Origin of the sequence: Arthrobacter gyeryongensis, assembly GCF_039543785.1 — a bacterium.
Lineage (GTDB): Bacteria > Actinomycetota > Actinomycetes > Actinomycetales > Micrococcaceae > Arthrobacter > Arthrobacter gyeryongensis.
The window spans coordinates 284,696-304,922 of sequence record NZ_BAABKK010000010.1 but is presented as its reverse complement, the minus strand read 5'-3'; the positions used below and the strand labels follow the sequence as shown (position 1 = coordinate 304,922).

18 protein-coding genes are annotated in these 20,227 nt (G+C 65.3%); 14 read left to right on the top strand and 4 right to left on the bottom strand.

Going from position 1 to position 20,227, the window contains the following annotated elements; all coding sequences use genetic code 11:
* Positions 1-20: 20 nt before the first annotated feature.
* Complete coding sequence (locus ABEA18_RS08155) at positions 21-974, bottom strand: ABC transporter substrate-binding protein (protein ID WP_059387235.1); 954 nt, start codon at positions 972-974, stop codon at positions 21-23.
* Positions 975-1,175: 201 nt separating this feature from the next.
* A complete protein-coding gene (locus ABEA18_RS08150) occupies positions 1,176-2,588 on the bottom strand; it encodes an isochorismate synthase (protein ID WP_345448740.1) in 1,413 nt (470 codons plus the stop codon).
* 128 nt (positions 2,589-2,716) lie between these two features.
* Between ABEA18_RS08150 and ABEA18_RS08145 the strand changes: the two genes are divergently transcribed.
* The 4 genes from ABEA18_RS08145 (at position 2,717) to ABEA18_RS08130 (ending at position 7,502) form a co-directional block, all read left to right on the top strand.
* Complete coding sequence (locus tag ABEA18_RS08145; RefSeq protein WP_345448739.1) at positions 2,717-3,493, top strand: demethylmenaquinone methyltransferase; 777 nt, start codon at positions 2,717-2,719, stop codon at positions 3,491-3,493.
* A 22-nt stretch (positions 3,494-3,515) separates the two neighbouring features.
* Entirely contained in the window at positions 3,516-4,928 is a 1,413-nt protein-coding gene (locus tag ABEA18_RS08140) for a geranylgeranyl reductase family protein (RefSeq protein ID WP_345448738.1), read from the top strand.
* 9 nt (positions 4,929-4,937) lie between these two features.
* Positions 4,938-6,041, top strand: a complete 1,104-nt coding sequence (locus ABEA18_RS08135) for a polyprenyl synthetase family protein (protein WP_345448737.1) — start codon at positions 4,938-4,940, stop codon at positions 6,039-6,041.
* A 555-nt stretch (positions 6,042-6,596) separates the two neighbouring features.
* A complete protein-coding gene (locus tag ABEA18_RS08130) occupies positions 6,597-7,502 on the top strand; it encodes a hypothetical protein (RefSeq protein ID WP_345448736.1) in 906 nt (301 codons plus the stop codon).
* A 127-nt stretch (positions 7,503-7,629) separates the two neighbouring features.
* Here the strand turns inward: ABEA18_RS08130 and ABEA18_RS08125 are convergent, their stop codons facing one another.
* Together ABEA18_RS08125 and ABEA18_RS08120 are read right to left on the bottom strand one after the other, a co-directional pair.
* Positions 7,630-8,055: a hypothetical protein gene (locus ABEA18_RS08125; RefSeq protein ID WP_345448735.1), complete on the bottom strand. Its 426-nt coding sequence runs from the start codon at positions 8,053-8,055 to the stop codon at positions 7,630-7,632.
* Positions 8,056-8,068: 13 nt separating this feature from the next.
* A complete protein-coding gene (locus ABEA18_RS08120; protein ID WP_345448734.1) occupies positions 8,069-8,740 on the bottom strand; it encodes a trimeric intracellular cation channel family protein in 672 nt (223 codons plus the stop codon).
* A 63-nt stretch (positions 8,741-8,803) separates the two neighbouring features.
* Here ABEA18_RS08120 and ABEA18_RS08115 point away from each other — a divergent pair, with 63 nt between their 5' ends.
* The 10 genes from ABEA18_RS08115 (at position 8,804) to cobA (ending at position 20,223) form a co-directional block, all read left to right on the top strand.
* On the top strand, positions 8,804-9,502 hold the full coding sequence (locus tag ABEA18_RS08115; protein WP_345448733.1) for a sirohydrochlorin chelatase: 699 nt from the start codon (positions 8,804-8,806) through the stop codon (positions 9,500-9,502).
* A gap of 132 nt (positions 9,503-9,634) precedes the next feature.
* Positions 9,635-11,380: a nitrite/sulfite reductase gene (locus ABEA18_RS08110; protein WP_345448731.1), complete on the top strand. Its 1,746-nt coding sequence runs from the start codon at positions 9,635-9,637 to the stop codon at positions 11,378-11,380.
* The gene (locus ABEA18_RS08105) at positions 11,377-12,093 is read left to right on the top strand and encodes a phosphoadenylyl-sulfate reductase (protein ID WP_345448730.1); all 717 of its coding nucleotides are present in this window, start codon (positions 11,377-11,379) and stop codon (positions 12,091-12,093) included. The genes ABEA18_RS08110 and ABEA18_RS08105 overlap by 4 nt, the downstream gene beginning before the upstream one ends.
* A complete protein-coding gene (cysD, locus tag ABEA18_RS08100; RefSeq protein WP_345448729.1) occupies positions 12,090-13,160 on the top strand; it encodes a sulfate adenylyltransferase subunit CysD in 1,071 nt (356 codons plus the stop codon). Before ABEA18_RS08105 ends, cysD begins: the two co-directional genes overlap by 4 nt.
* Positions 13,160-14,572 carry a sulfate adenylyltransferase subunit 1 gene (locus ABEA18_RS08095; RefSeq protein WP_345448728.1) on the top strand — a complete coding sequence of 471 codons (1,413 nt, stop codon included), beginning with the start codon at positions 13,160-13,162 and terminating at the stop codon, positions 14,570-14,572. The genes cysD and ABEA18_RS08095 overlap by 1 nt, the downstream gene beginning before the upstream one ends.
* A 273-nt stretch (positions 14,573-14,845) precedes the next feature.
* Complete coding sequence (locus tag ABEA18_RS08090; protein WP_345448727.1) at positions 14,846-16,000, top strand: ABC transporter substrate-binding protein; 1,155 nt, start codon at positions 14,846-14,848, stop codon at positions 15,998-16,000.
* A gap of 112 nt (positions 16,001-16,112) precedes the next feature.
* Complete coding sequence (locus tag ABEA18_RS08085) at positions 16,113-16,850, top strand: ABC transporter ATP-binding protein (protein WP_307053605.1); 738 nt, start codon at positions 16,113-16,115, stop codon at positions 16,848-16,850.
* The gene (locus ABEA18_RS08080) at positions 16,840-17,790 is read left to right on the top strand and encodes an ABC transporter permease (RefSeq protein WP_345448726.1); all 951 of its coding nucleotides are present in this window, start codon (positions 16,840-16,842) and stop codon (positions 17,788-17,790) included. The genes ABEA18_RS08085 and ABEA18_RS08080 overlap by 11 nt, the downstream gene beginning before the upstream one ends.
* 56 nt (positions 17,791-17,846) lie before the next feature.
* Positions 17,847-18,881 carry an LLM class flavin-dependent oxidoreductase gene (locus ABEA18_RS08075; RefSeq protein ID WP_345448725.1) on the top strand — a complete coding sequence of 345 codons (1,035 nt, stop codon included), beginning with the start codon at positions 17,847-17,849 and terminating at the stop codon, positions 18,879-18,881.
* An 85-nt stretch (positions 18,882-18,966) separates the two neighbouring features.
* On the top strand, positions 18,967-20,223 hold the full coding sequence (gene cobA / locus ABEA18_RS08070) for a uroporphyrinogen-III C-methyltransferase (RefSeq protein WP_345448724.1): 1,257 nt from the start codon (positions 18,967-18,969) through the stop codon (positions 20,221-20,223).
* Positions 20,224-20,227 lie beyond the last annotated feature (4 nt).

Sequence of the window (20,227 nt, the reverse complement as noted above, 5' to 3'; positions counted from 1 at the left end):
GTTATCGGTGGCGGGAATACTCAAGACTTGACCGCCGGGTTGACCTCGGACTTGGTGATGGCGCCTTCGGCGTTGCCCCAACCAGTGAGGATCTTCTTGTACGAACCGTCAGACATGAGCTTGGTCAGCGTCTTCTGGATGACATCGGCGAGGGCGGTGTCCGACTTGGCAACGGCGATGCCCTGCGGAGCGGCGTCGTACACATCGCCGAGCTTCTCAAGCTGTCCGTTGGTCTGCGTCAGCGCGTAGCCGATGATGGGGGAGTCGGCTGCCATGGCGTCGATGCTGCCGTTGACGAGCCGGGTGGTGACGTCGGTCTGGTTCTTGAGCGTGACGATGTTGATCGGCTGCTTGCCGTCAGCTGCGCACTTCTTGTTGCGGCCGGAGAGGTCCGGGTCTTCCTGAACGGTACCGGTCTGTACGCCGATGGACTTGCCGCAGACGTCATCCAGGGAGAACTTCTTCGGGTTGCCCTTCTGCACGGCCCAAGCGGTGCCGGCGTTGAAGTAGCTGACCATGTTGACGGCGCCGAGACGCTCAGGGTTGATCGTGAAGGACGAGATGCCCAGATCGTACTTGGGGCCGAGGGCGGGGAGGATGCCCGTGAATTCGGCGGTCTGCACCTGGACCTTCAGGCCGAGGGTGGCACCGATCGCCTTGGCGATGTCGACGTCGTAACCGACCGGAGTCTGGCCGTCGGTTCCGAGGAATTCCGCAGGAGCGTAGGTCGTGTCCGAGCCGACGGTCAGCGTGCCCTTGGACTTGATGGCCGCGGGGACCAGTGCAGCCAAGGTGTCGTCCTTGGTGATGGTGCTGGGGTCAAAGCTTGCATTGGCACTGCCGGAAGGCGAGGCGGCGCTCGACGGGCCAGCCTCTGAGGCGTTGGTGCAGGCAGTCAGTGCCAGGGCGCCGATTGCGATGATGGTTGCAGCCTTGAGCGTCGAACTGACCGGAAGCGAACGGAATTTCTGCATTTTCTTACCTTTTGTTGCAGTGGATGCGAAACTAATCGGTTCATAGTGTAGCGCCGAACATGAGATGTGCGTCACAGAAAACTAAGTTTTACTATTGGATAACCTACCAAGCAAAAAATCAAGCCCCCCAACGTGGCTATTGTCTCGCACCCCAGACAGTTGGGAGGGTAGGTTTCGAACGGAATCTTTGGGTTTGGGGGCTTAGTTGCTAATTCCCAGCGACTCGAGCATCGGCCGGAATTTGGCCCAGGTCTCGGCCAGCTCGGCGTCGGGAACGGAGCCTTCAACGATCCCGCAGCCCGCATAGAGGCGCACGGTGGTGGGACTTTCGATGATCGCGCCGCGCAGTGCGATGCCCCACTCGCCGTTCCCCGCGGCGTCGAGCCACCCGACCGGACCGGCATACGGCCCGCGATCCATGTGCTCAAGCTTCCGGATCAGTTCCCCGGCAATCAAGGTAGGTGTGCCGCACACTGCGGCTGTGGGGTGGAGCGCGTTGATCAGGGCCAGGCACGTAGGGACATGTCCCTCGATATCGGCGAGCTCGGCTTTCACGTCCGATGCCAGGTGCCACACATTGGGCAGCTCCAGGATGAACGGTTCACTATGGGCGTTCATGGCCTCGGAAAATGGCGCGAGCTGTGTGGTGAGCGATTGGATGGCGATCTCGTGCTCGTGCCTCTGTTTTTCGGAACCGGCCAGCACGCGTTCGGCGTATTCCATGGGGGAGCCGTCCATTCCCTCGGCGTCGCGACGGTCCAGCGTGCCGGCCAGGACCCGCGCTTGTGCCGTGCGGCCCTCCACCTGGATGAGCATTTCCGGCGTCGCTCCCACCAAGCCGTCGACGCCGTATGTCCAGCATTCGCGGTAACGGCTGGCCAGCTGCCGCAGGACGTTGGCGGCGTTGACGCCGTCGGGCAGTGTGGCCACGACGTCGCGCGCCAGGACCAGCTTCTCCAGCTTTCCGGTCCGGATTTCTGCGACGCCGTCGGCCACGGCCTGCTTCCAGGCGGTTTCGCTCAGCGAGCCGCTCTCCAGCGTCACCTTCCCGTCACCCAACTGGCTCGCATTTGTTGTCGTTTTGAGCCCTCTAAACGACAACAACTGCGAGTTAGTTGGGTGCCCGACGCCGGAGCCTCCCGCCGCCGCGAGCTCACCGGCCGCTGACTCGCGTTCCTCTGACTCGCCGCGCAGCCAGGTTGCGAGGGCGGCGAGGGCCCCCGCCTCGGTGAGTACGACGTCGTCGAGCGTCAACTGGGTGAGCCATGACTGCCCATCCCGGATCCCGACAACGATTTCCGGAAGGATCAGGCGCGATTCAAAGTCCGACGTCTTGGAGAAGGCAAAGGAGCCAAAGGCGACAGGGCCGGTGCCGGGGAGCTCAAGGGGATCCGTGACGTCGGCCTCGATGACGAGGTGGCGCCACCAGATGTCGGCCTCGAGAAAGCGATCGGGCCCGGAAGCGGTGAAGCGCGCGAGTTCGCCAAAGCCCACCAGTCCGTTCTCGCGGCGGGACCAGCACAGGACGTCGTCCCGGACCAGAAATGACGGCAGTCCCCCGGAGGATGAATCAACATCGAGGGGGACTGTCAAGGTGCGGAGCGTACTCGTCATGATGGAACAACATTACTCCCGCGGGCAACGGTAGCCGTGCTGGCCGGAGCGGGAACCCGGAGCGCGAACCGGGCCGGGACCGGAGTGCCCCGAAAGTTCTTCCCATATTTGTCTGAGACAATTGCAGGGTGAACCGAGCATCCTTGGAAAAGCGTCCGGACGAAGTTGCGACGATGTTTGACGATGTCGCCCCCAAATACGACGTCGTCAACGATGTCCTGTCCATGGGGCAGACCCGGCGTTGGCGCCGCGTCGTCGTGGACGCGATGGATGTTCGGGTGGGCCAAAAGGTCCTGGATCTGGCTGCCGGTACCGGCACGTCCAGCGAACCGTACGCCGACGCCGGAGTGGATGTTGTGGCCTGCGACTTCTCCCTGGGGATGCTGAAGGTCGGCAAACGCCGCCGCCCGGACATCAACTTCGTTGCCGGGGACGCCACCAAGCTGCCCTTCGCGGACAACTCCTTCGACGCGTGCACCATTTCCTTCGGCCTGCGCAACGTCAACGAACCACACAAGGCCCTCGCGGAGATGTTCCGCGTCACCAAGCCGGGCGGACGCCTGGTTATCGCCGAATTCTCGGCCCCCGTGGTCCCCCTCTGGCGGACCATGTACACCGAATACCTCATGCGTGCACTGCCCGCCATCGCCACCAAGGTCTCCTCCAACCCGGACGCCTACGTGTACCTCGCCGAGTCCATCCGTGCCTGGCCGGACCAGGACCACCTGGCCGCGTGGCTGCAGGAAGCCGGTTGGACCGACGTCAACTACCGCAACCTGAGCGGGGGCATCGTCGCGGTGCATCGCGCCCAGAAGCCCGGAGCCGACCACCGGGAAAGCGTTCCCGCGGCCAAGCTGCGCCGCCAGATCAAGCCGCGCCGCCAAGCCGGCGATCAGTCCCGCTAACCGGCCTATTAACAAGGACGCTGTGAACGTACTGATAGTCGGCGCAGGGCCAGCCGGGTCCACCGCCGCGTACTACCTTGCCCAGGCGGGCATTTCCGTGACGGTCCTGGAAAAGACCAGCTTCCCGCGGGAAAAAGTCTGCGGAGACGGCCTCACTCCCCGCGCGGTCCGCGAAATCCAGAAGCTCAGCCTCCCGCATGCCGAGGACGAGGGTTGGCGCCGCAATAAGGGGCTCAGGCTCATCGCCGGAGGCCGCACCATTGAATTGCCGTGGCCCGAGGTCGCCGATTTTCCCACGTACGGACTCATCCGCACACGCCTCGGATTCGACGAGGAGCTGGCCCGGCACGCCCAGTCGGCAGGCGCCGTCGTCCTTGAACGCCACAGCGTCACCGAAGCCCTGCGGTCCGCGGAAGGGCGCGTGATCGGCGCCCGCGCCGCCCTACTCGACGAGTCCGGACGCAAGACGGGCGAGACGCGCGACTTCCATGCCGACGTCGTGCTCGCCGCAGACGGCAACTCCACCCGCACCGCCGTTTCGCTCGGAATGCACAAGCGCGACGACCGCCCGCTCGGCGTCGCCGTCCGCACCTACTTCACCTCGCCGCGCCACGACGACGACTGGATGGAAGGCTGGCTGGAGCTCCATTCGCCGGCTTCCCACGCCTCGCAAGCTCGGCGCGGTACCCGCGCCGGCTCTCTTGGCAAGTCCGGCAAGCCGCTGCCCGGCTACGGTTGGGTTTTCGGCGTCGGGGACGGCACGTCCAACGTTGGCCTCGGCATCCTGAACTCCTCCAAGGAATTCGGCAAGCTCGACTACAAGCAGGTCCTGCGCGAATGGACCGCCGGCATGCCGTCCGAGTGGGGCTTCACACCCGAAAACCAGGTGGGGGAGATCCGCGGCGCCGCCCTGCCCATGGGCTTCAACCGCACCCCGCACTACTCGCCGGGACTCATGCTCCTCGGCGACGCCGGCGGCATGGTTTCACCGTTCAACGGCGAAGGCATTTCCTACGCCATGGAGTCCGCCCGCTTTGCGGCTGAGTTCATCATCGACGCGTCCTCGCGTTCGCGTTCAGCCGGATGGGGATCCGGGACGGGGGCTTCTAGAGCCGCCGACGCGCACCTTTCGCGGTACGCGGACTACGTGCGGGACCAGTGGGGTTCGCACTTCACCCTGGGCAGGGTCTTTGCCGCCCTCATCGGCAAGCCGGCCGTCATGAAACTCGCGCTACGGACGGGCATGCCCATTCCGGTGCTGATGCGCTTCGTGGTGCGGATGCTCGCCAACCTCACGGATCCGTCTGCCAAGGGTTTCGAGGACCGCGCCATCCGCGTCCTCGAGATGCTGGTTCCGGCCACGTCCAACACCACATCCACCGCCGCTTCCACCCGCGTCGGCACCGAATCAACGCTTTCCTCCGCGAAAAGTTAGGGTTAACCCGTGACTCACTCTGCCGAACACAGTTGGACGCATGCCGGGCACGGCTTGCCGGACGCTGTCGAACCCGCTCCCACCACTACCGCGATCGCCACTGGCCTGCAGCTTCCTGCCGGTTTTGCGGCTATCGCCAAGGACGTGGAGCTGGGTCCTGCCATCACTACGAACCTTGCCCGCGTGGAAAAGAAGCTCCGCGAAGCAATTGCCAACTCGGATCCCCTGGCTGACGCAACGTCGCGTCACCTGGTGGAAGCCGGCGGCAAGCGCATCCGCCCGTTGTTGACCCTCCTGTGCGCCCACCTCGGCGACGCGTCCCGTCCGGAAGTGGTCCAGGCCGCCGTCGTGGTTGAACTGACCCACTTGGCCACCCTCTATCACGACGACGTGATGGACTCGGCGCCCTACCGCCGCGGCGCTCCCACGGCCCACGAAGTCTGGGGCAACTCGGTGGCCATCCTCACGGGCGACCTGATCTTTGCCCGCGCCTCGATCCTGGTGTCCGAACTCGGGTCGCGTGCCTTGGGAATCCAGGCCCGCACCTTCGAACGTTTGTGCCTCGGGCAGCTGCACGAAACCGTGGGCCCGCGTGAAGGCGAGGACGCCGTGGAGCACTACCTTTCCGTCATCGCCGACAAGACCGGCTCCTTGGTTGCGGCCTCGGGCCAGCTGGGTGCCATCTTCGCCGGTGCCGACGAATCCTTCGAAGACGTGCTGGTGGAGTACGGCGAGAAGGTCGGCGTGGCCTTCCAACTGGCCGACGACGTCATCGACGTCACGGGCGTCAAGGTCAAGTCCGGCAAGTCCCCGGGGACAGACCTCCGCGAAGGCGTTCCTACGCTCCCCGTCCTCCTGCTCCGCAAGGCTGCCAACAATGGTGACCGCTCCGCCGTCGAACTCTTGAAGCTGGTCGATGGCGATTTGTCCTCCGATGAGGCGCTGGCCTTGGCCGTCGCAGGGCTCCGCGAGCATCCCGTCACCGCCGAATCCTGGGTGATTGCCCGCCAGTGGTCCGCTGAAGCCATTGAAGCCTTGAAGCCGTTGCCCGAAGGCGTGGTCAAGGAGTCGCTCACGAACTTCGCCCACGCCGTTGTGGAGCGCGCCAGCTAGTCCCCACCGCAGACCCAACTGACTCGCAGTTGTTGTCGTTTTGACCCGTCATAACGACAACAACTGCTGGGCCCACGCCGCCAGGGTTCCCTGGCCGTGGGGCCCCGCCGGCGAGGGTCCCGGCCTGAGCTTGCGAAGGTTGGGAGCCGGCGGGGACTCGCGAGGCGAGGGTGGCGGTGGGGACTAGTTGGGCGGGTCGGGCTTAAATGCAATGGCCCCGGTTCCTTGCAACGCTACGAGTCACGCGCTGCAACGAACCGGGACCATAATCTCCGTTCGCATCAGACCCACCGGAGGCATTTAGTGAATCCGGTTACAGCATATGACAACTTTGTCACGGGTGCAACTTTCCCGGTCAAAGGGTTTTATGTGGTTTCGGGGCCATTCTGCGCTCCTTCCTGACCTTCTTTAAATTCAGAATGGCCCCGACGCGCCTGCGAAGGGGTGTGTCCGGCAGTTTATGGACCCAAAGAAGGTCAGGAAGGGCCAGCAAAGTTGTCCACATAGGGGAACCCGGAGCTACTGTCGCCTGAGCGATGCTGCTGGAGTGGCCACATGGATATAGTGCAATTCCTCCAGAGGCGGGGCGGTGCGGCCCGGACTGCGCAACTGCTTCGAGCGGGCTTTCCCAAGTCGGCGTTGGCCCAAGGGCTCCGCAACGGAACGCTCAACCTGTTGCGCCGCGGGATCTACACGATTGAGGGCGCCGATCCAGGCATCGTTGCTGCGTTAGCGGCGAATGGCGTCTTGACCTGCGTTTCGGCTGTTCGTTTCTACAATTTGTGGCAGCTGCAGGAGCCAGGAGGCTTCCAAGGACTGGGGAGTTCCCGGAGACCCGAGGCCATCCATCTCAGCTGCGGTAGCGGCCTAGTCCGGGACGGTGTGGTGGACCATGCCCGATGTAGCCACCCGGGGCATCCGTACCTTCCTGTGGCCGGCCTAGCTGATGTCCTTATCCACGCCCTGAGATGCCGACCCGAACTGGAATCCTTGGTAATTGTCCAGTCCGCAGTTAGCCGCGGGTTGATCACCACAGACTTCCTTAAGACGAAACTGCAAGGCAACCGCAACGGAGCAGCGAGGGCTGCGCTGGATCTTGTGCTGCCCAGGGCTGATTCCTTGCTGGAGGTGCTCGCACACACGCACTTTGTCCGGGCGGGCCTCCGGGTCCGGATGCATGTGGAACTGGCGGGGGTGGGGGAGGTGGACTGCTTGATCAACGAGTGCCTTGTAGTGGAACTCGACGGCCATACGCATCTGGAGCCGCGGCAGGTCAAGAAGGACCGGTACCGCGACAACGCCAGTGTGAAGGGTGGGCTCTTGTCGTTGCACTACTTCTACAAGGATGTGGTTTACCGTCCTGAAGAGATGGTCAACGAGGTCTTGACCGTGTTGCGGCACCGGGAAGTGGGCCACTTCGCCCCCGCAAGATACGCGCCCGGGTGGGTGCCGCCGTCGTAATCCAGCAAACAGCGCGCCGTCCTGACCTTCTTTGGCACGAAAAAAGCCGCAACACACCCTTTTTAAGGCGTGTCGCGGCCGTCCGAAATTCAAACAGGGTCAGGAAGGCGCGGCCTCCACTAACAACTCAGTCTTCTTCGTCGCTGAAAGCCCAGTCGAACATGTCGAACACGAACTCGGAGAACGTGCCTTCTTCGGATTTCCACTGGCCGCGGGCGTTGTTGCGGCGCCACACGATGGGATCCGGGACACCGAGGTCGCCTACCCGGAAGCCCCAGGTGAACTGCTCTTCTTCGTCCTCGAGGAACATGAGGAAGCCTTCGTCGTCCACTTCGAGCTCTTCGGGGTCCCAGAAGTAGTGGTAGGCCTCCATGAGGTCCTCGCAGCCACCGAGAGCCAGGTAGAACTCGCGCAGCACCATGGGAATGGTGAACGTGTGGGCGGACAGGGCCTCGTCCAGCTCTGCGGCGGACAGCCCATCTTCTGCCTGCCATTCGTCCTCGAGATACTTCGGTACAAGCGCGCGGAACTTCTCGAGGAACATGTCAGTCATGCTCCCATCCTAGCTAATCGCGGCCACGTGAATCGGCGCCCGGGGAGACCCCGGCGCGGTGCCATCCCCGGACCGCCAAAGGCACCCGCCAACCCCAACGCCAAGCCACCACCCGGAAGGCGAAAACCCAGGCGGCAATGACCCCGGCCGTCACGCCGTTGAAGACTCCGATGTTCCAGAGCAGGGCTGTCAGTGCGGCTCCCGTGAAGGCCGGCAGGGCGTAGAGGTCCCGGGCATTGAAGAGGGTGGGAATTTCGTTGGCCGTAATGTCGCGGAGCAAACCGCCGCCCACGGCCGTGGTGACGCCCAACAAAATTGCAGCCACCGGATTCAACCCGGCGGCCAGTGCCTTGAGCGTCCCCGTGATGCAGAACAAAGCCAGCCCGCCGGCGTCGAACAGGGTCAAGAGGGACGTGAAGCGCTGGATGCTCGAAAACAGGAAGTACACCAGTACCGCGGCCAACAGTGGCGGCACCAGGTACACCGGGTTGGTGAAGGCCGCGGGCGGGCCGGCGTTGATGACGATGTCGCGGATGACGCCGCCGCCCAGGGAAACCAGCGAAGCCAAAAGAAGAGAGCCGATGATGTCGAACTGCTTCTTTGCCGCGAGCAAGGATCCGGACACGGCGAAAAAGAAGACGCCGGCCAGATCCAGCCATACCAGCGCAAGGTCAAAAGTGAACAAATGCAGCTCCATTCTTCGTTCACAGACGGGCGATCATGCTCGCCCAACGTTACGCTTGCACGCATGAACAGCCCCGTCTTGATCGCGTGCGCCCACGGAACCCGGAACGTCGAAGGGCAGGCCGCGATCCGCCAGGTCATGGCCGAAATCGAGGCGCTCCGGCCCGGCCTGACCGTTGTCGAGGCCTACGTGGATGTCCAGGAGCCCGAGTTGAGCGGCGTGGTGGCCGGCCTCCCGGAAGGCACGCACGCCGTCGTCGTTCCCCTGCTGCTCAGTACCGGCTACCACGTCAAGGTGGACATCCCCAAGGCGATCAAGTCCCGCCCGGAGGTGTCGGCGGCGCCGCCGTTGGGGCCGGATCCGCGGCTCGCAGAGCTGCTCGCCGCGCGGTTGCGCGATTCGGGCTTGGGCGACGACGACGGCGTCCTCCTGGCCGCCGCGGGCTCATCGCTGCCGGACGGTTCCGTCGATTCGGAAGAGCAAGCGCGCCAGCTCGCCGAGTTGCTGCCCAACAAGGTGCGCGTCGCCTATGGCGCCAGTGCCGAGCCCAACGTGCCCGACGGCGTCGCGGCCTTGCGCGCCGAAGTCACCGAAGACGGCGGCCGGGTCGTTGTGTCCTCGTATCTGCTGGCCACAGGCTACTTCCACGACCAGCTGTCCAAGGCTGGGGCCGACGTCGTGACGGCACCGCTGCTGCCCTCTCCGGTGCTCGCGGAGATCGCCCTGGAACGCTACGACGCGGTGGTTGCCGCTAGCTCCTGAGCGGGATTTTCGAATGCACAGCGCGGCAAGGTGAACAAGGCCCGACGGCGGTTCGTGACGAAATGTTTCCCTAGGTGACTCTTCGTTTCTGCGTCGTTGTTGGAGAAATCTGGCCAGCCCTACAGTCGATGCATGACTGATACAGCTCTAGCCGGAGCGTTTGCGGACGAGGCTGCCCCCAAGCGCCCGGCCCGCACCGCCCGTCCTGCCGCTAAACCCCATGGCCAGTGGAAGGTTGACGGCACCGCGCCGCTCAACGCCAATGAAACCTGGAAGCAGGAAGACAGCGGGCTGAACGTCCGTGAGCGTATCGAGTCTGTCTACTCCAAGCACGGCTTCGACTCGATCGACGGCACGGACCTGCACGGCCGTTTCCGCTGGTGGGGGCTCTACACCCAGCGCAAGCCCGGGATCGACGGCGGCAAGACCGCCACGCTTGAGCCGCACGAGCTCGAGGACAAGTACTTCATGCTCCGCGTGAGGATCGACGGCGGTGCGCTCACCACCGAGCAGTTGCGCGTCATCGGCCAGATCTCCGTGGACTTCGCCCGCGGCAGCGCCGACCTGACCGACCGCCAGAACATCCAGCTGCACTGGATCCGTGTGGAGGACGTGCCGGAAATCTGGCGCCGCCTCGAATCCGTCGGCCTGTCCACCACCGAGGCTTGCGGCGACGTCCCGCGTGTCATCCTGGGCTCCCCGGTTGCCGGCATCGCCAAGGACGAGATCATCGACCCCACGCCGCTGATCCACGAACTCGCGGAGCGCTTCATCGGCGACCCCGAGCTCGCCAACCTGCCGCGCAAATACAAGACCGCCATCACGGGCCACCCCTCGCAGGACGTTGTCCACGAGATCAACGACTTCGGCCTGGTCGGCATGGTCCACCCCGAACTCGGCGTCGGCTATGACCTCTGGGTGGGCGGCGCGCTTTCCACCAACCCGATGCTCGCCAAGCGGCTCGGCGCGTTCGTAAAGCCCGAGGAAGCCGCCGAAGTGTGGCTCGGCGTCACCAGCATCTTCCGCGACTACGGCTACCGCCGCATGCGCACCAAGGCACGCCTGAAGTTCCTCCTGGCCGACTGGGGTCCCGAGAAGTTCCGCCAGATCCTCGAAGACGAATACCTCGGCTTCAAGCTCGCCGACGGCCCCGCAGCGCCCAAGCCCTCGACACCCGGCGACCACGTGGGCATCCACGAGCAGAAGGACGGCAAGTTCTTCATCGGCGCCACACCCCTGGCCGGACGCCTCTCCGGCAGCCAGCTCGTGAAGCTCGCGGACACCCTCGAGGCCCGCGGCTCCTTCCGCCTGCGAACCACGCCGCACCAGAAGATCGTTGTGCTCGACGTCGCCAAGGAGCAGGTGGAGCCGCTTGTCGCCGAACTGGACACCTTGGGCCTCTCCGCCCGCCCGTCCGTCTTCCGCCGCGGCACCATCGCCTGCACCGGCATCGAGTTCTGCAAGCTCGCCATCGTGGAAACCAAGGTCACGGCAGCCACCGCCGTCGCTGAACTGGAACGCCGCCTGGCCGACCTCGCGGACAGCGGGCAATTGCCGCAGGCACTGTCCCTGCACATCAACGGCTGCCCCAACTCCTGCGCCCGTATCCAGACCGCGGACATCGGGCTCAAGGGCATGATGCTGCCAACGCCCGACGGCGACCCCACCCCGGGTTTCCAGGTTCACCTGGGCGGCGGGCTGGCTTCCTCCAACCGCGAAGAAGCAGGCCTCGGACGCACCGTGCGCGGCCTCAAGGTTTACGTCGAGGACTTGCCCGATTACGTAGAGCGGGTAGTCCGGAAGTTCGTGGCCGACCGTGCCGAAGGCCAGACCTTCGCCGAATGGGCACACTCCGCAGATGAAGGAGATCTCCAGTGACCACCAGCACCTCCCTCCGTTCCCACGACGAACTCAAGGCTCTCGCCGAAGCCGGTGCCGCAGAGCTCGGCTGGAACGCGCCCGCCCGCGACGTCATCGCCTGGGTGGCCCGCAACTTCGACCTGCCCGCCGTCGCAGTGGCGTGCTCCATGGCCGACGCCGTGCTCCCGGCGCTCGTCGCGGACCAGTTCCCCGGCGTCGACGTTCTCTTCCTGGAGACCGGCTACCACTTCCCGGAAACCCACGCCACGCGGGACGAAGTCGCCGCGAACCTGCGGGTGAATATCGTGGACGTGCTCCCGGAAAATACCGTGGAGCAGCAGGACCGGCTTCTCGGCAAGGACCTGTTTGCCCGCGACGCTGCCCAGTGCTGCGCGCTCCGCAAGGTCCAGCCTCTGCGCCGGACCCTCGCCGGCTACGAAGTCTGGTTCACCGGAGTCCGCCGCGACGAGGCCCCCACCCGGACCAACACCCCGCTGATCACGTGGGACGAGACCAACGGCCTGGTCAAGGTCAACCCGATGGCCGACTGGAGCTTTGACCAGCTGGTCCAGTACTCCGAAGACAACATCCTTCCCGTCAACCCCCTCCTGAGCCAGGGCTACCCGTCCATCGGATGCCAGCCCTGCACCCGCAAAGTGGCCCCGGGAGCGGACCCCCGCTCCGGCCGCTGGGCAGGAACCGACAAGACAGAATGCGGACTACACGTATGAGTACCCAAATCACCAACGAGGACCTGGAGTTGTCTGTGCTGGAAACCGACGCTGCTGAGACGCCGACTGCCGCCCAGGGAGTGGCATCGGGCCTGTCGGAGCCGCGCGCTGGGCTGATCGAAGATCAGCCGCGCGGCGAAGGGGCGGGGGCGGCAGTCGGCGTCGAACCCCGCGCACGCCTGTCCAGCCTCGACACCCTCGAATCCGAGGCCATCCATATCATCCGTGAGGTTGTTGCCGAGTTCGAGAAGCCTGCGCTGCTGTTCTCCGGTGGCAAGGACTCCGTGGTGATGCTGCACCTGGCCACCAAGGCGTTCTGGCCGGGCAAGGTTCCGTTCCCGGTGCTGCACGTGGACACCGGCCACAACTTCCCCGAGGTCATCGATTTCCGTGACCGCACGGTGGAACGCCTGGGCCTCAAGCTCGTGGTTGGCTCCGTCCAGGAGTTCATCGACCGTGGCGAACTTGCCGAGCGTGCTGACGGTACCCGCAACCCGCTGCAGACCGTGCCGCTGCTCGATGCAATCCAGCGCAACAAGTTCGACGCCGTCTTCGGCGGCGGCCGCCGCGACGAGGACAAGGCCCGTGCCAAGGAACGCATCCTGAGCCTGCGCGACGAATTCGGCCAGTGGGATCCCCGCAACCAGCGCCCCGAATTGTGGAACCTGTACAACGGCCGCCACACCGTGGGCCAGCACGTCCGCGCGTTCCCCATCAGCAACTGGACCGAGCTGGACGTCTGGCGTTACATCGAACGCGAAGGCATTGAGCTGCCAGTCCTGTACTACGCCCACGAACGCGAGGTTTACGAACGCGATGGCATGTGGCGTGCGGTCGGCGAGGTTTCCATGCCGAAACCCCACGAGGAAGTCACTACGAAGCTCGTCCGCTACCGCACGGTGGGCGACATGTCCTGCACCGGGGCCGTCCTTTCCGATGCCCGCACGGTTGCCGACGTCGTCGTCGAAGTTGCCGCATCCACACTCACCGAACGTGGCGCCACCCGTGCAGATGACCGCATCTCCGAGGCAGCCATGGAAGACCGCAAGAAGGACGGCTACTTCTAATGAGCACTGAGACTTCACTCCTGGAGACCGGCCTGCGCGAATCAACGCTGTTCCGCTTCGCCACGGCTGGATCCGTCGACGACGGCAAGTCCACCTTGGTGGGCCGCCTGCTGCATGATTCCAAGGCGATCCTCGCGGACCAGCTCGACGCCGTCGCCCGCACCTCAGCGGACCGTGGCTTCGGCGGAGCCGGCGCCACCGGCAGCCAGGCGATCGACCTCGCCCTTCTGACCGACGGCCTTCGTGCCGAGCGGGAACAGGGCATCACGATCGATGTCGCCTACCGTTACTTCGCCACCGATCGCCGGAGCTTCATCCTTGCGGACTGCCCCGGCCACGTGCAGTACACCAAGAACACGGTGACGGGCGCGTCCACTGCGGATGCCGTCGTCGTACTCATTGACGCCCGAAAGGGAGTCCTGGAGCAGACCCGCCGCCACCTGTCGGTGCTGCAGTTGCTCCGCGTGGCGCACGTGATCGTCGCCGTGAACAAGATCGACCTCGTGGACTTCAGCGAGTCCGTCTTCCGCGAGATTGAGACAGACGTTCAGAAGGTTGCCCGCGAGCTTGGCTTGGGCAGCGATGGGATTGCCGACGTCGCGGTTATCCCGGTGTCAGCGCTCGACGGCGACAACGTGGTGGACCGCTCGGACCGCACTCCCTGGTACAGCGGCCCGGCCCTTCTCGAGGTCCTTGAAACCCTTCCGGCCGCCGACGAGCTCGAAAGCCACCTGGAGAGCTTCCGCTTCCCGGTCCAGCTGGTCATCCGGCCGCAGGGCGCGCTTGCTCCCGACGCCGTCGCCGCAGGGCTCGACGTCGGAGCGTACCGCGACTACCGCGCCTACGCCGGCCAGATCACGGAAGGAACCGTGAAGCTCGGCGACAAGGTCACCGTCCTGAGCCCGGGCCACGAGCCACGGATCACCACCGTGACAGGGATCGACTTCGCCGGCAGCGAGCTCGCCGAGGCTACTGCTCCGCAATCCGTGGCGATCCGCCTGGCCGATGAAATCGACATCGCCCGCGGTGACACCATTGCCGCGGCAGGGACGGTGCGCGAGAGCTCGGCTGACCTTTACGCGGCGCTGTGCTGGCTTTCGCCGAAACCGCTGCGCGAAGGTGCCAAGGTGCTCGTGAAGCACGGGACCCGTACCGTCCAGGCGCTGGTCCGCAATGTGACGGGCAAGCTGGACCTGGCCACGTTCAACGTCGAGGCCGCCTCCAGCCTTGAGCTGAACGACATCGGCAACGCCCAGCTTCGACTGGCCGCGCCGCTTCCGTTGGAGAACTACCTGCACCACCGCCGCACGGGCGCGTTCCTGGTGATCGACCCCGTGGACGGCAACACCTTGGCCGCCGGCTTGGTGAAGGACCACCCGGGCGACCACGAGGACGAACGTTACGTCATCTGACGTTCTCGATGACTGGAACCGCAGCTTGTTTCCCGAACCCCGCCTTCAAGGTCCGGGATGGGAAACAAGCTGCGGTTTTTTGCGTTGGGGCTAGCCGAATTGTGACGCCGCATGAACGTGCGTGACCCCGGGTTTCCGGGTCATTGAACGGCAAATATGTCAGTCCCTATGGTGAATCCATGACCTCATCGGATTGGTCCTTGCCTGCCCTCCCGGGGCGATGTCGCTGGGCCTGATAAACGCCCTGCCCCTTCACGCACCCCAAGGATCAACATGTCAAAGACCCCAGAACCCACGCCGCCCGCCTCGAACCCGGGAACCGTGCGCATCGTCGCCGGCGAAACCAGCAAGCCCAAGCGCCGCCGCACGCTCGAGATCGGCATCGCCGTCGGACTCGTCCTGCTGATCGGCGCCGGCGCCGCCGTCGCATCGGTTGTGGCGAAGAACAACGAAACCCAAGCCTCGGCGGCAACCACGCCCGCCGCCGAACTCCGGCTCGGCTACTTCGGCAACGTCACCCACGCCCCCGCGCTGGTAGGCGTCAGCAAGGGCATCATCGCCAGCAAGCTGGGCAGCACCAAGCTCACCACCCAGATCTTCAACGCCGGACCGGCCGCGGTCGAGGCCCTGAACGCCGGCGCGATCGACGCCGCGTACCTTGGCCCCAACCCGGCCATCAACTCCTTCGTCCAGAGCAAGGGCGCCTCGATCAGCATCATTGCCGGCGCGGCTTCCGGTGGAGCCCAGTTGGTGGTCAAGCCCGGCATCAACAGCGCCGCGGACCTCAAGGGCAAGACCCTCGCCTCGCCGCAGCTCGGCGGTACCCAGGACGTGGCACTGCGCGCCTGGCTGGGCAAGCAGGGCCTGAAGACCAACCCGAACGGCGGAGGCGACGTCGCCATCAACCCCACCGACAACGCCCAGACCCTCAAGCTCTTCCAGGACGGAAAGCTCGACGGCGCGTGGCTGCCCGAGCCCTGGGCCTCGCGTTTGGTGCTCCAGGCCGGAGGCAAGGTCCTCGTGGATGAGAAGGACCTGTGGGACAAGGGTGCGTTCCCCACCACGATCCTGATCGTGAGCAAGAAGTTCGCCGCCGAACACCCGCAGACCGTGACGGCACTGCTCCAGGGCCACGAAGCCTCGGTCAACTGGCTCAACACGGCGTCGGCCGCCGACAAGGCCACCGCCATCAACGCCGCACTGAAAGCGACCGCGGGAAGCACGCTCCCGGCCGACGTCATCGACCGCTCCCTGAAGAACATCACCTTCACCGTGGACCCGCTCGCGGGAACCTACAAGAAGCTGCTGCAGGACGGCGTCGACGCCGGCATCACCAAACCGGCCGACATCAACGGCATCTTCGACCTCCGCGCCCTCAATAGCGTGACCGGGCAGAAGACCTCGGCCGCAGGACTGGGCCAAGACTGAACCGCCAAGGCCCAACTGACTCGCAGTAATTGTCGTTTTGAAGCCTCATAACGACAACTAATGCGAGTCAGTTGGGAATTCAACAACGAAGCAACAAACGAAGGACGGGACCATGCCAGTCGTACTGGAACACCTGGGTAAACGCTTCGGCGACGGCGCCCCGGTGCTGGACGACGTCAACGCCACCATCCAGCAAGGCGAGTTCGTCGCCCTGCTCGGTGCGTCCGGCTGCGGCAAATCCACCCTGCTGAACATCCTCGCGGGGCTGGACCAGCCGACGTCGGGCGCCCTGGAGGTGCCCAGCGACGGCGCAGCCTTCATGTTCCAGGATTCAGCGCTGTTCCCGTGGCTAACTGCCCGCGGCAACATCGAACTCGCGCTGAAACTCGCCGACAAGTCCGGCAGCCAGAGCAAAGCGTCGCGTGCTGCGCGTGCGGGCGAGCTGTTGGACCTCGTCCATTTGGGTGGCGCGGGGGACAAGCGCCCGCACGAGCTCTCCGGCGGCATGCGGCAACGCGTCGCCCTGGCCCGCGCTTTGGCCCAGGACCGGCAGCTGTTGCTCATGGACGAACCGTTCGCTGCCCTCGACGCCATCACCCGTGACCTTCTGCACGACGAGCTCGAGCGGATCTGGAAGGAAACGGGCCGCACCATCGTGTTCGTGACGCACAACGTGCGCGAAGCCGTCAGGCTCGGCCAGCGGGTCCTGCTGCTGTCCTCCCGTCCGGGACGGGTCGTGGCCGAGTGGAACGTCACCGAGGAACACCGGACCGACGCCGGCCGTGCCGGGGAGCTGACCGGAACCATAACCCGCCGCCTGCGCGAGGAGATCCGCCGCCATGCCAATTGAACAAGAGACCCGGCTTACCGAAGGGGAAACTGCCGAGCAAGCTCCGCAGTCCCGCCACATCACCTCGCCATCCCTGAAGGGAAACCCGGACGAACTCCGTGACCTCGAGGCCGGCCTGGACAAATTGCAGTCCGACGCCCACCGCAAGGCGCGCATCGACTGGACCCGGGTCATCCTCCCTATTGCGGCGCTCCTGGTCCTCGTCCTGGCGTGGCAGTTCTACGTCTCCCTCGGTTTCAAGCGTCGGGACCAGGTTCCCGGACCGCTTGACGTCCTGGGCCAATTCGGTGCCCTTTGGGCCGAGGGCAAGGCCCAGGAAGCCGTCTGGACCTCACTTCAGCGCGGCGTGATCGGCTTCCTCATCAGCGTCGCCGTCGCTACTCCGGTGGGCCTGCTCCTCGCACAGGTGCAGCCGCTGCGCCGTGCCTTCGGCCCGCTCATCTCCGGGCTCCAGGTGCTGCCGTCGGTGGCCTGGGTTCCGGCGGCGATCATCTGGTTCGGGCTCTCGGACGGCACTGTTTACTTCGTCGTCCTCATGGGTGCCATCCCGTCCATCATCAACGGGCTGATTTCCGGCGTCGACCAGATTCCGCCGCAATACCGGAGCGTCGGCAAGGTCCTTGGGGCCTCGCGACTGCAGATGGCCTTGCAGATCGTCCTGCCGGCGGCTCTTCCCGGCTACCTGGGCGGCCTCAAGCAGGGCTGGGCCTTCTCCTGGCGTTCGCTCATGGCCGCCGAAATCATCGCAGTCGGCGGCACCATCGGCTTCGGACTCGGTTCGCTCCTGGACCAGGGCCGCACCTTGTCGGACATGGCCACGGTCATGTCCGCGATCCTGGCGATCCTCTTTGTGGGCATCCTGATCGAGCTTGTCGTGTTCGCCCCGATTGAGCGCCGCCTCCTCCTGCGCCGCGGCCTGCTGGCGGGGAGCACGCGCTAACTGGCGGGCAGCACGCGCCAAGGAATTCCCCGGGCCGCCCCGTGGTTGACGCGGGCATGAAACGAATCGGTTTTCTTTCCTTCGGCCATTGGGGTCCAGTCCAAGGCTCGCGCACTCCTTCGGCCGGCGACGCCTTGCTCCAAGGAATCGACCTAGCGGTTGCGGCGGAGGAACTCGGCATCAACGGCGCCTTCTTCCGGGTGCACCACTTTGCGCGCCAGCAGGCCTCGCCATTCCCTTTGTTGGCGGCCATCGCGGCCCGGACCAGCCGGATCGAGATGGGCACGGGCGTGATCGACATGCGCTACGAAAACCCGCTGTACATGGCAGAAGAAGCCGCGGCCACGGACCTCATCAGCCAAGGCAGGCTCCAATTGGGCATCAGCCGTGGTTCGCCCGAGCCGGCCCTGCACGGCGCCCGGTACTTCGGCTACGCGCCTGCCGAGGGGGAGGACGACTCCGCGATGGCCCGACGCCACACTGCCGTATTCCGGCATGCCATCGCAGGCCATGGAGTGGCCGAAGCCGATCCCTCCTTCATGGGCGGCGGCCGCGGCCTCCTGCCGATCCAGCCGACGTCGCCCGGGCTGCCACGGCGCATCTGGTGGGGCGCAGGCACCCGCAAGACCGCCGTCTGGGCCGCGGAACAAGGCATGAACCTCATGAGCTCCACGCTGCTCACCGAGGACACGGGAGTTCCCTTCGATCAGCTCCAGGCGGAACAGATCAGCATGTTCCGCGAGGCTTGGGCAGCAGCCGGACACGGTTTTGAGCCGCGCGTTTCAGTCAGCCGCAGCATCATTCCCGTGGTTGACGCCGAGGACGAACACTATTTCGGGCTCCGTGCGCAGGTGGAGAACCGGGACCAAGTGGGCATGCTCGACGGTGCCTTGTCGCGCTTCGGCAAGAGCTACGTCGGCCCACCCGATGCCTTGGCCGAGGAACTCGCGCAGGATGCCGCGGTACAGGCTGCTGACACGGTGCTCGTCACAGTGCCCAACCAACTCGGGGTGGAATACAACGTCAAGCTGCTGCGCAACATCGCCAAATACGTGGCTCCGGCGATCGGCTGGGAGGCGCCCAGCGCTTAGGCGTAATGTGACGCAGGGTTACCTAGCGTGAACTGGTGTTTCCGGACCTTTGAAGCATGTTACGGCCCGGCCCTACAGTTTTTTCATGGCAATACAGGACATCTACCCCACAGCCCTGCGGCTGCTTGGCCGCCCGGTGCTGGTGGTGGGCGGCGGACCCGTGGCTGCTCGACGCGCCAAGGGACTGCTCGACGCCGGCGCCCGGGTGACCGTGGTGGCGCCGCTTGCCTCTGACGCGCTCCGCGAAGTCGCCGCCTCCGGGCTGCTCACCTGGGAGCCGCGCACTTACCTTTCCTCCGACGTCGACGGCGTGTGGTTCGTCCAGACGGCAACCGGCGTTGCCGCTGTGGACGCCCAGGTAGCCGCCGACGCCGAGGCGCAGCGCATCTGGTGCGTCAATGCCTCGGACCACGAAGCCTCGGCTGCCTGGACCCCCGCCGTCGCCGTTGTGGACGACGTCAAAATCGCCATCAACGCCGGGGGAGACCCCCGCCGTGCCATGGCGTTGCGCGACGCAGTTGCCACCGCGCTTGAGGCGGGAGACCTGCCGCTCCGCCGTCGTCGTGCCTCGACCGGAAGCGTCGCCCTCGTGGGTGGCGGGCCCGGTGACTCTGGCCTCATCACCGTTCGCGGCCGTCGCCTGCTGGGCCAGGCCGACGTCGTCGTCGCGGACCGCCTCGGGCCGCGTGACTTGTTGCAGGAACTCGCTCCGGACGTCCGCGTGATCGAAGTCGGGAAGACTCCCGGCCGCCACCCCGTGCCGCAACTGGAGATCAACCGGATCCTGGTGGAGGAAGCCCTGGCCGGCCACCGCGTGGTCCGACTCAAAGGCGGCGACCCCTACGTCCTGGGCCGCGGAGGCGAGGAAGCCGAATTCTGCCGGCAGAACGGCGTCGAGGTAGAAGTGGTTCCCGGTGTCACGTCGGCGATCTCCGTACCGGCGGCAGCAGGCATTCCCGTGACGCACCGCGGACTCGCGAAGGGCTTCAGCGTGGTGACAGGCCACGAGGAACTGTCCGAAGTCCCGGCGCGGCCTGACCACACCGTGATCCTGCTCATGGGCGTCGCCAAACTCCGCGAATCCGCCGCCGCCCTCGCGGAATCCGGAATGCCCTTGGACACGCCAGTAGGTATCGTAGAGAACGGCTACATGCCCGATCAGCGCGTCACGATCGGCACTTTGGCAACGATTGCAGACCAAGCCGAGGCCACCGGCGTCGCAAATCCCGCAGTGATTGTGATCGGCGATGTCGTCCGTGTCAGCCCGTTTGCCCCCGAACATTTCAAGACCGCTGACTACAGCACCCTGACCCCCAATAAGCCCCGCGTCGTTACCCCTTAGCCCC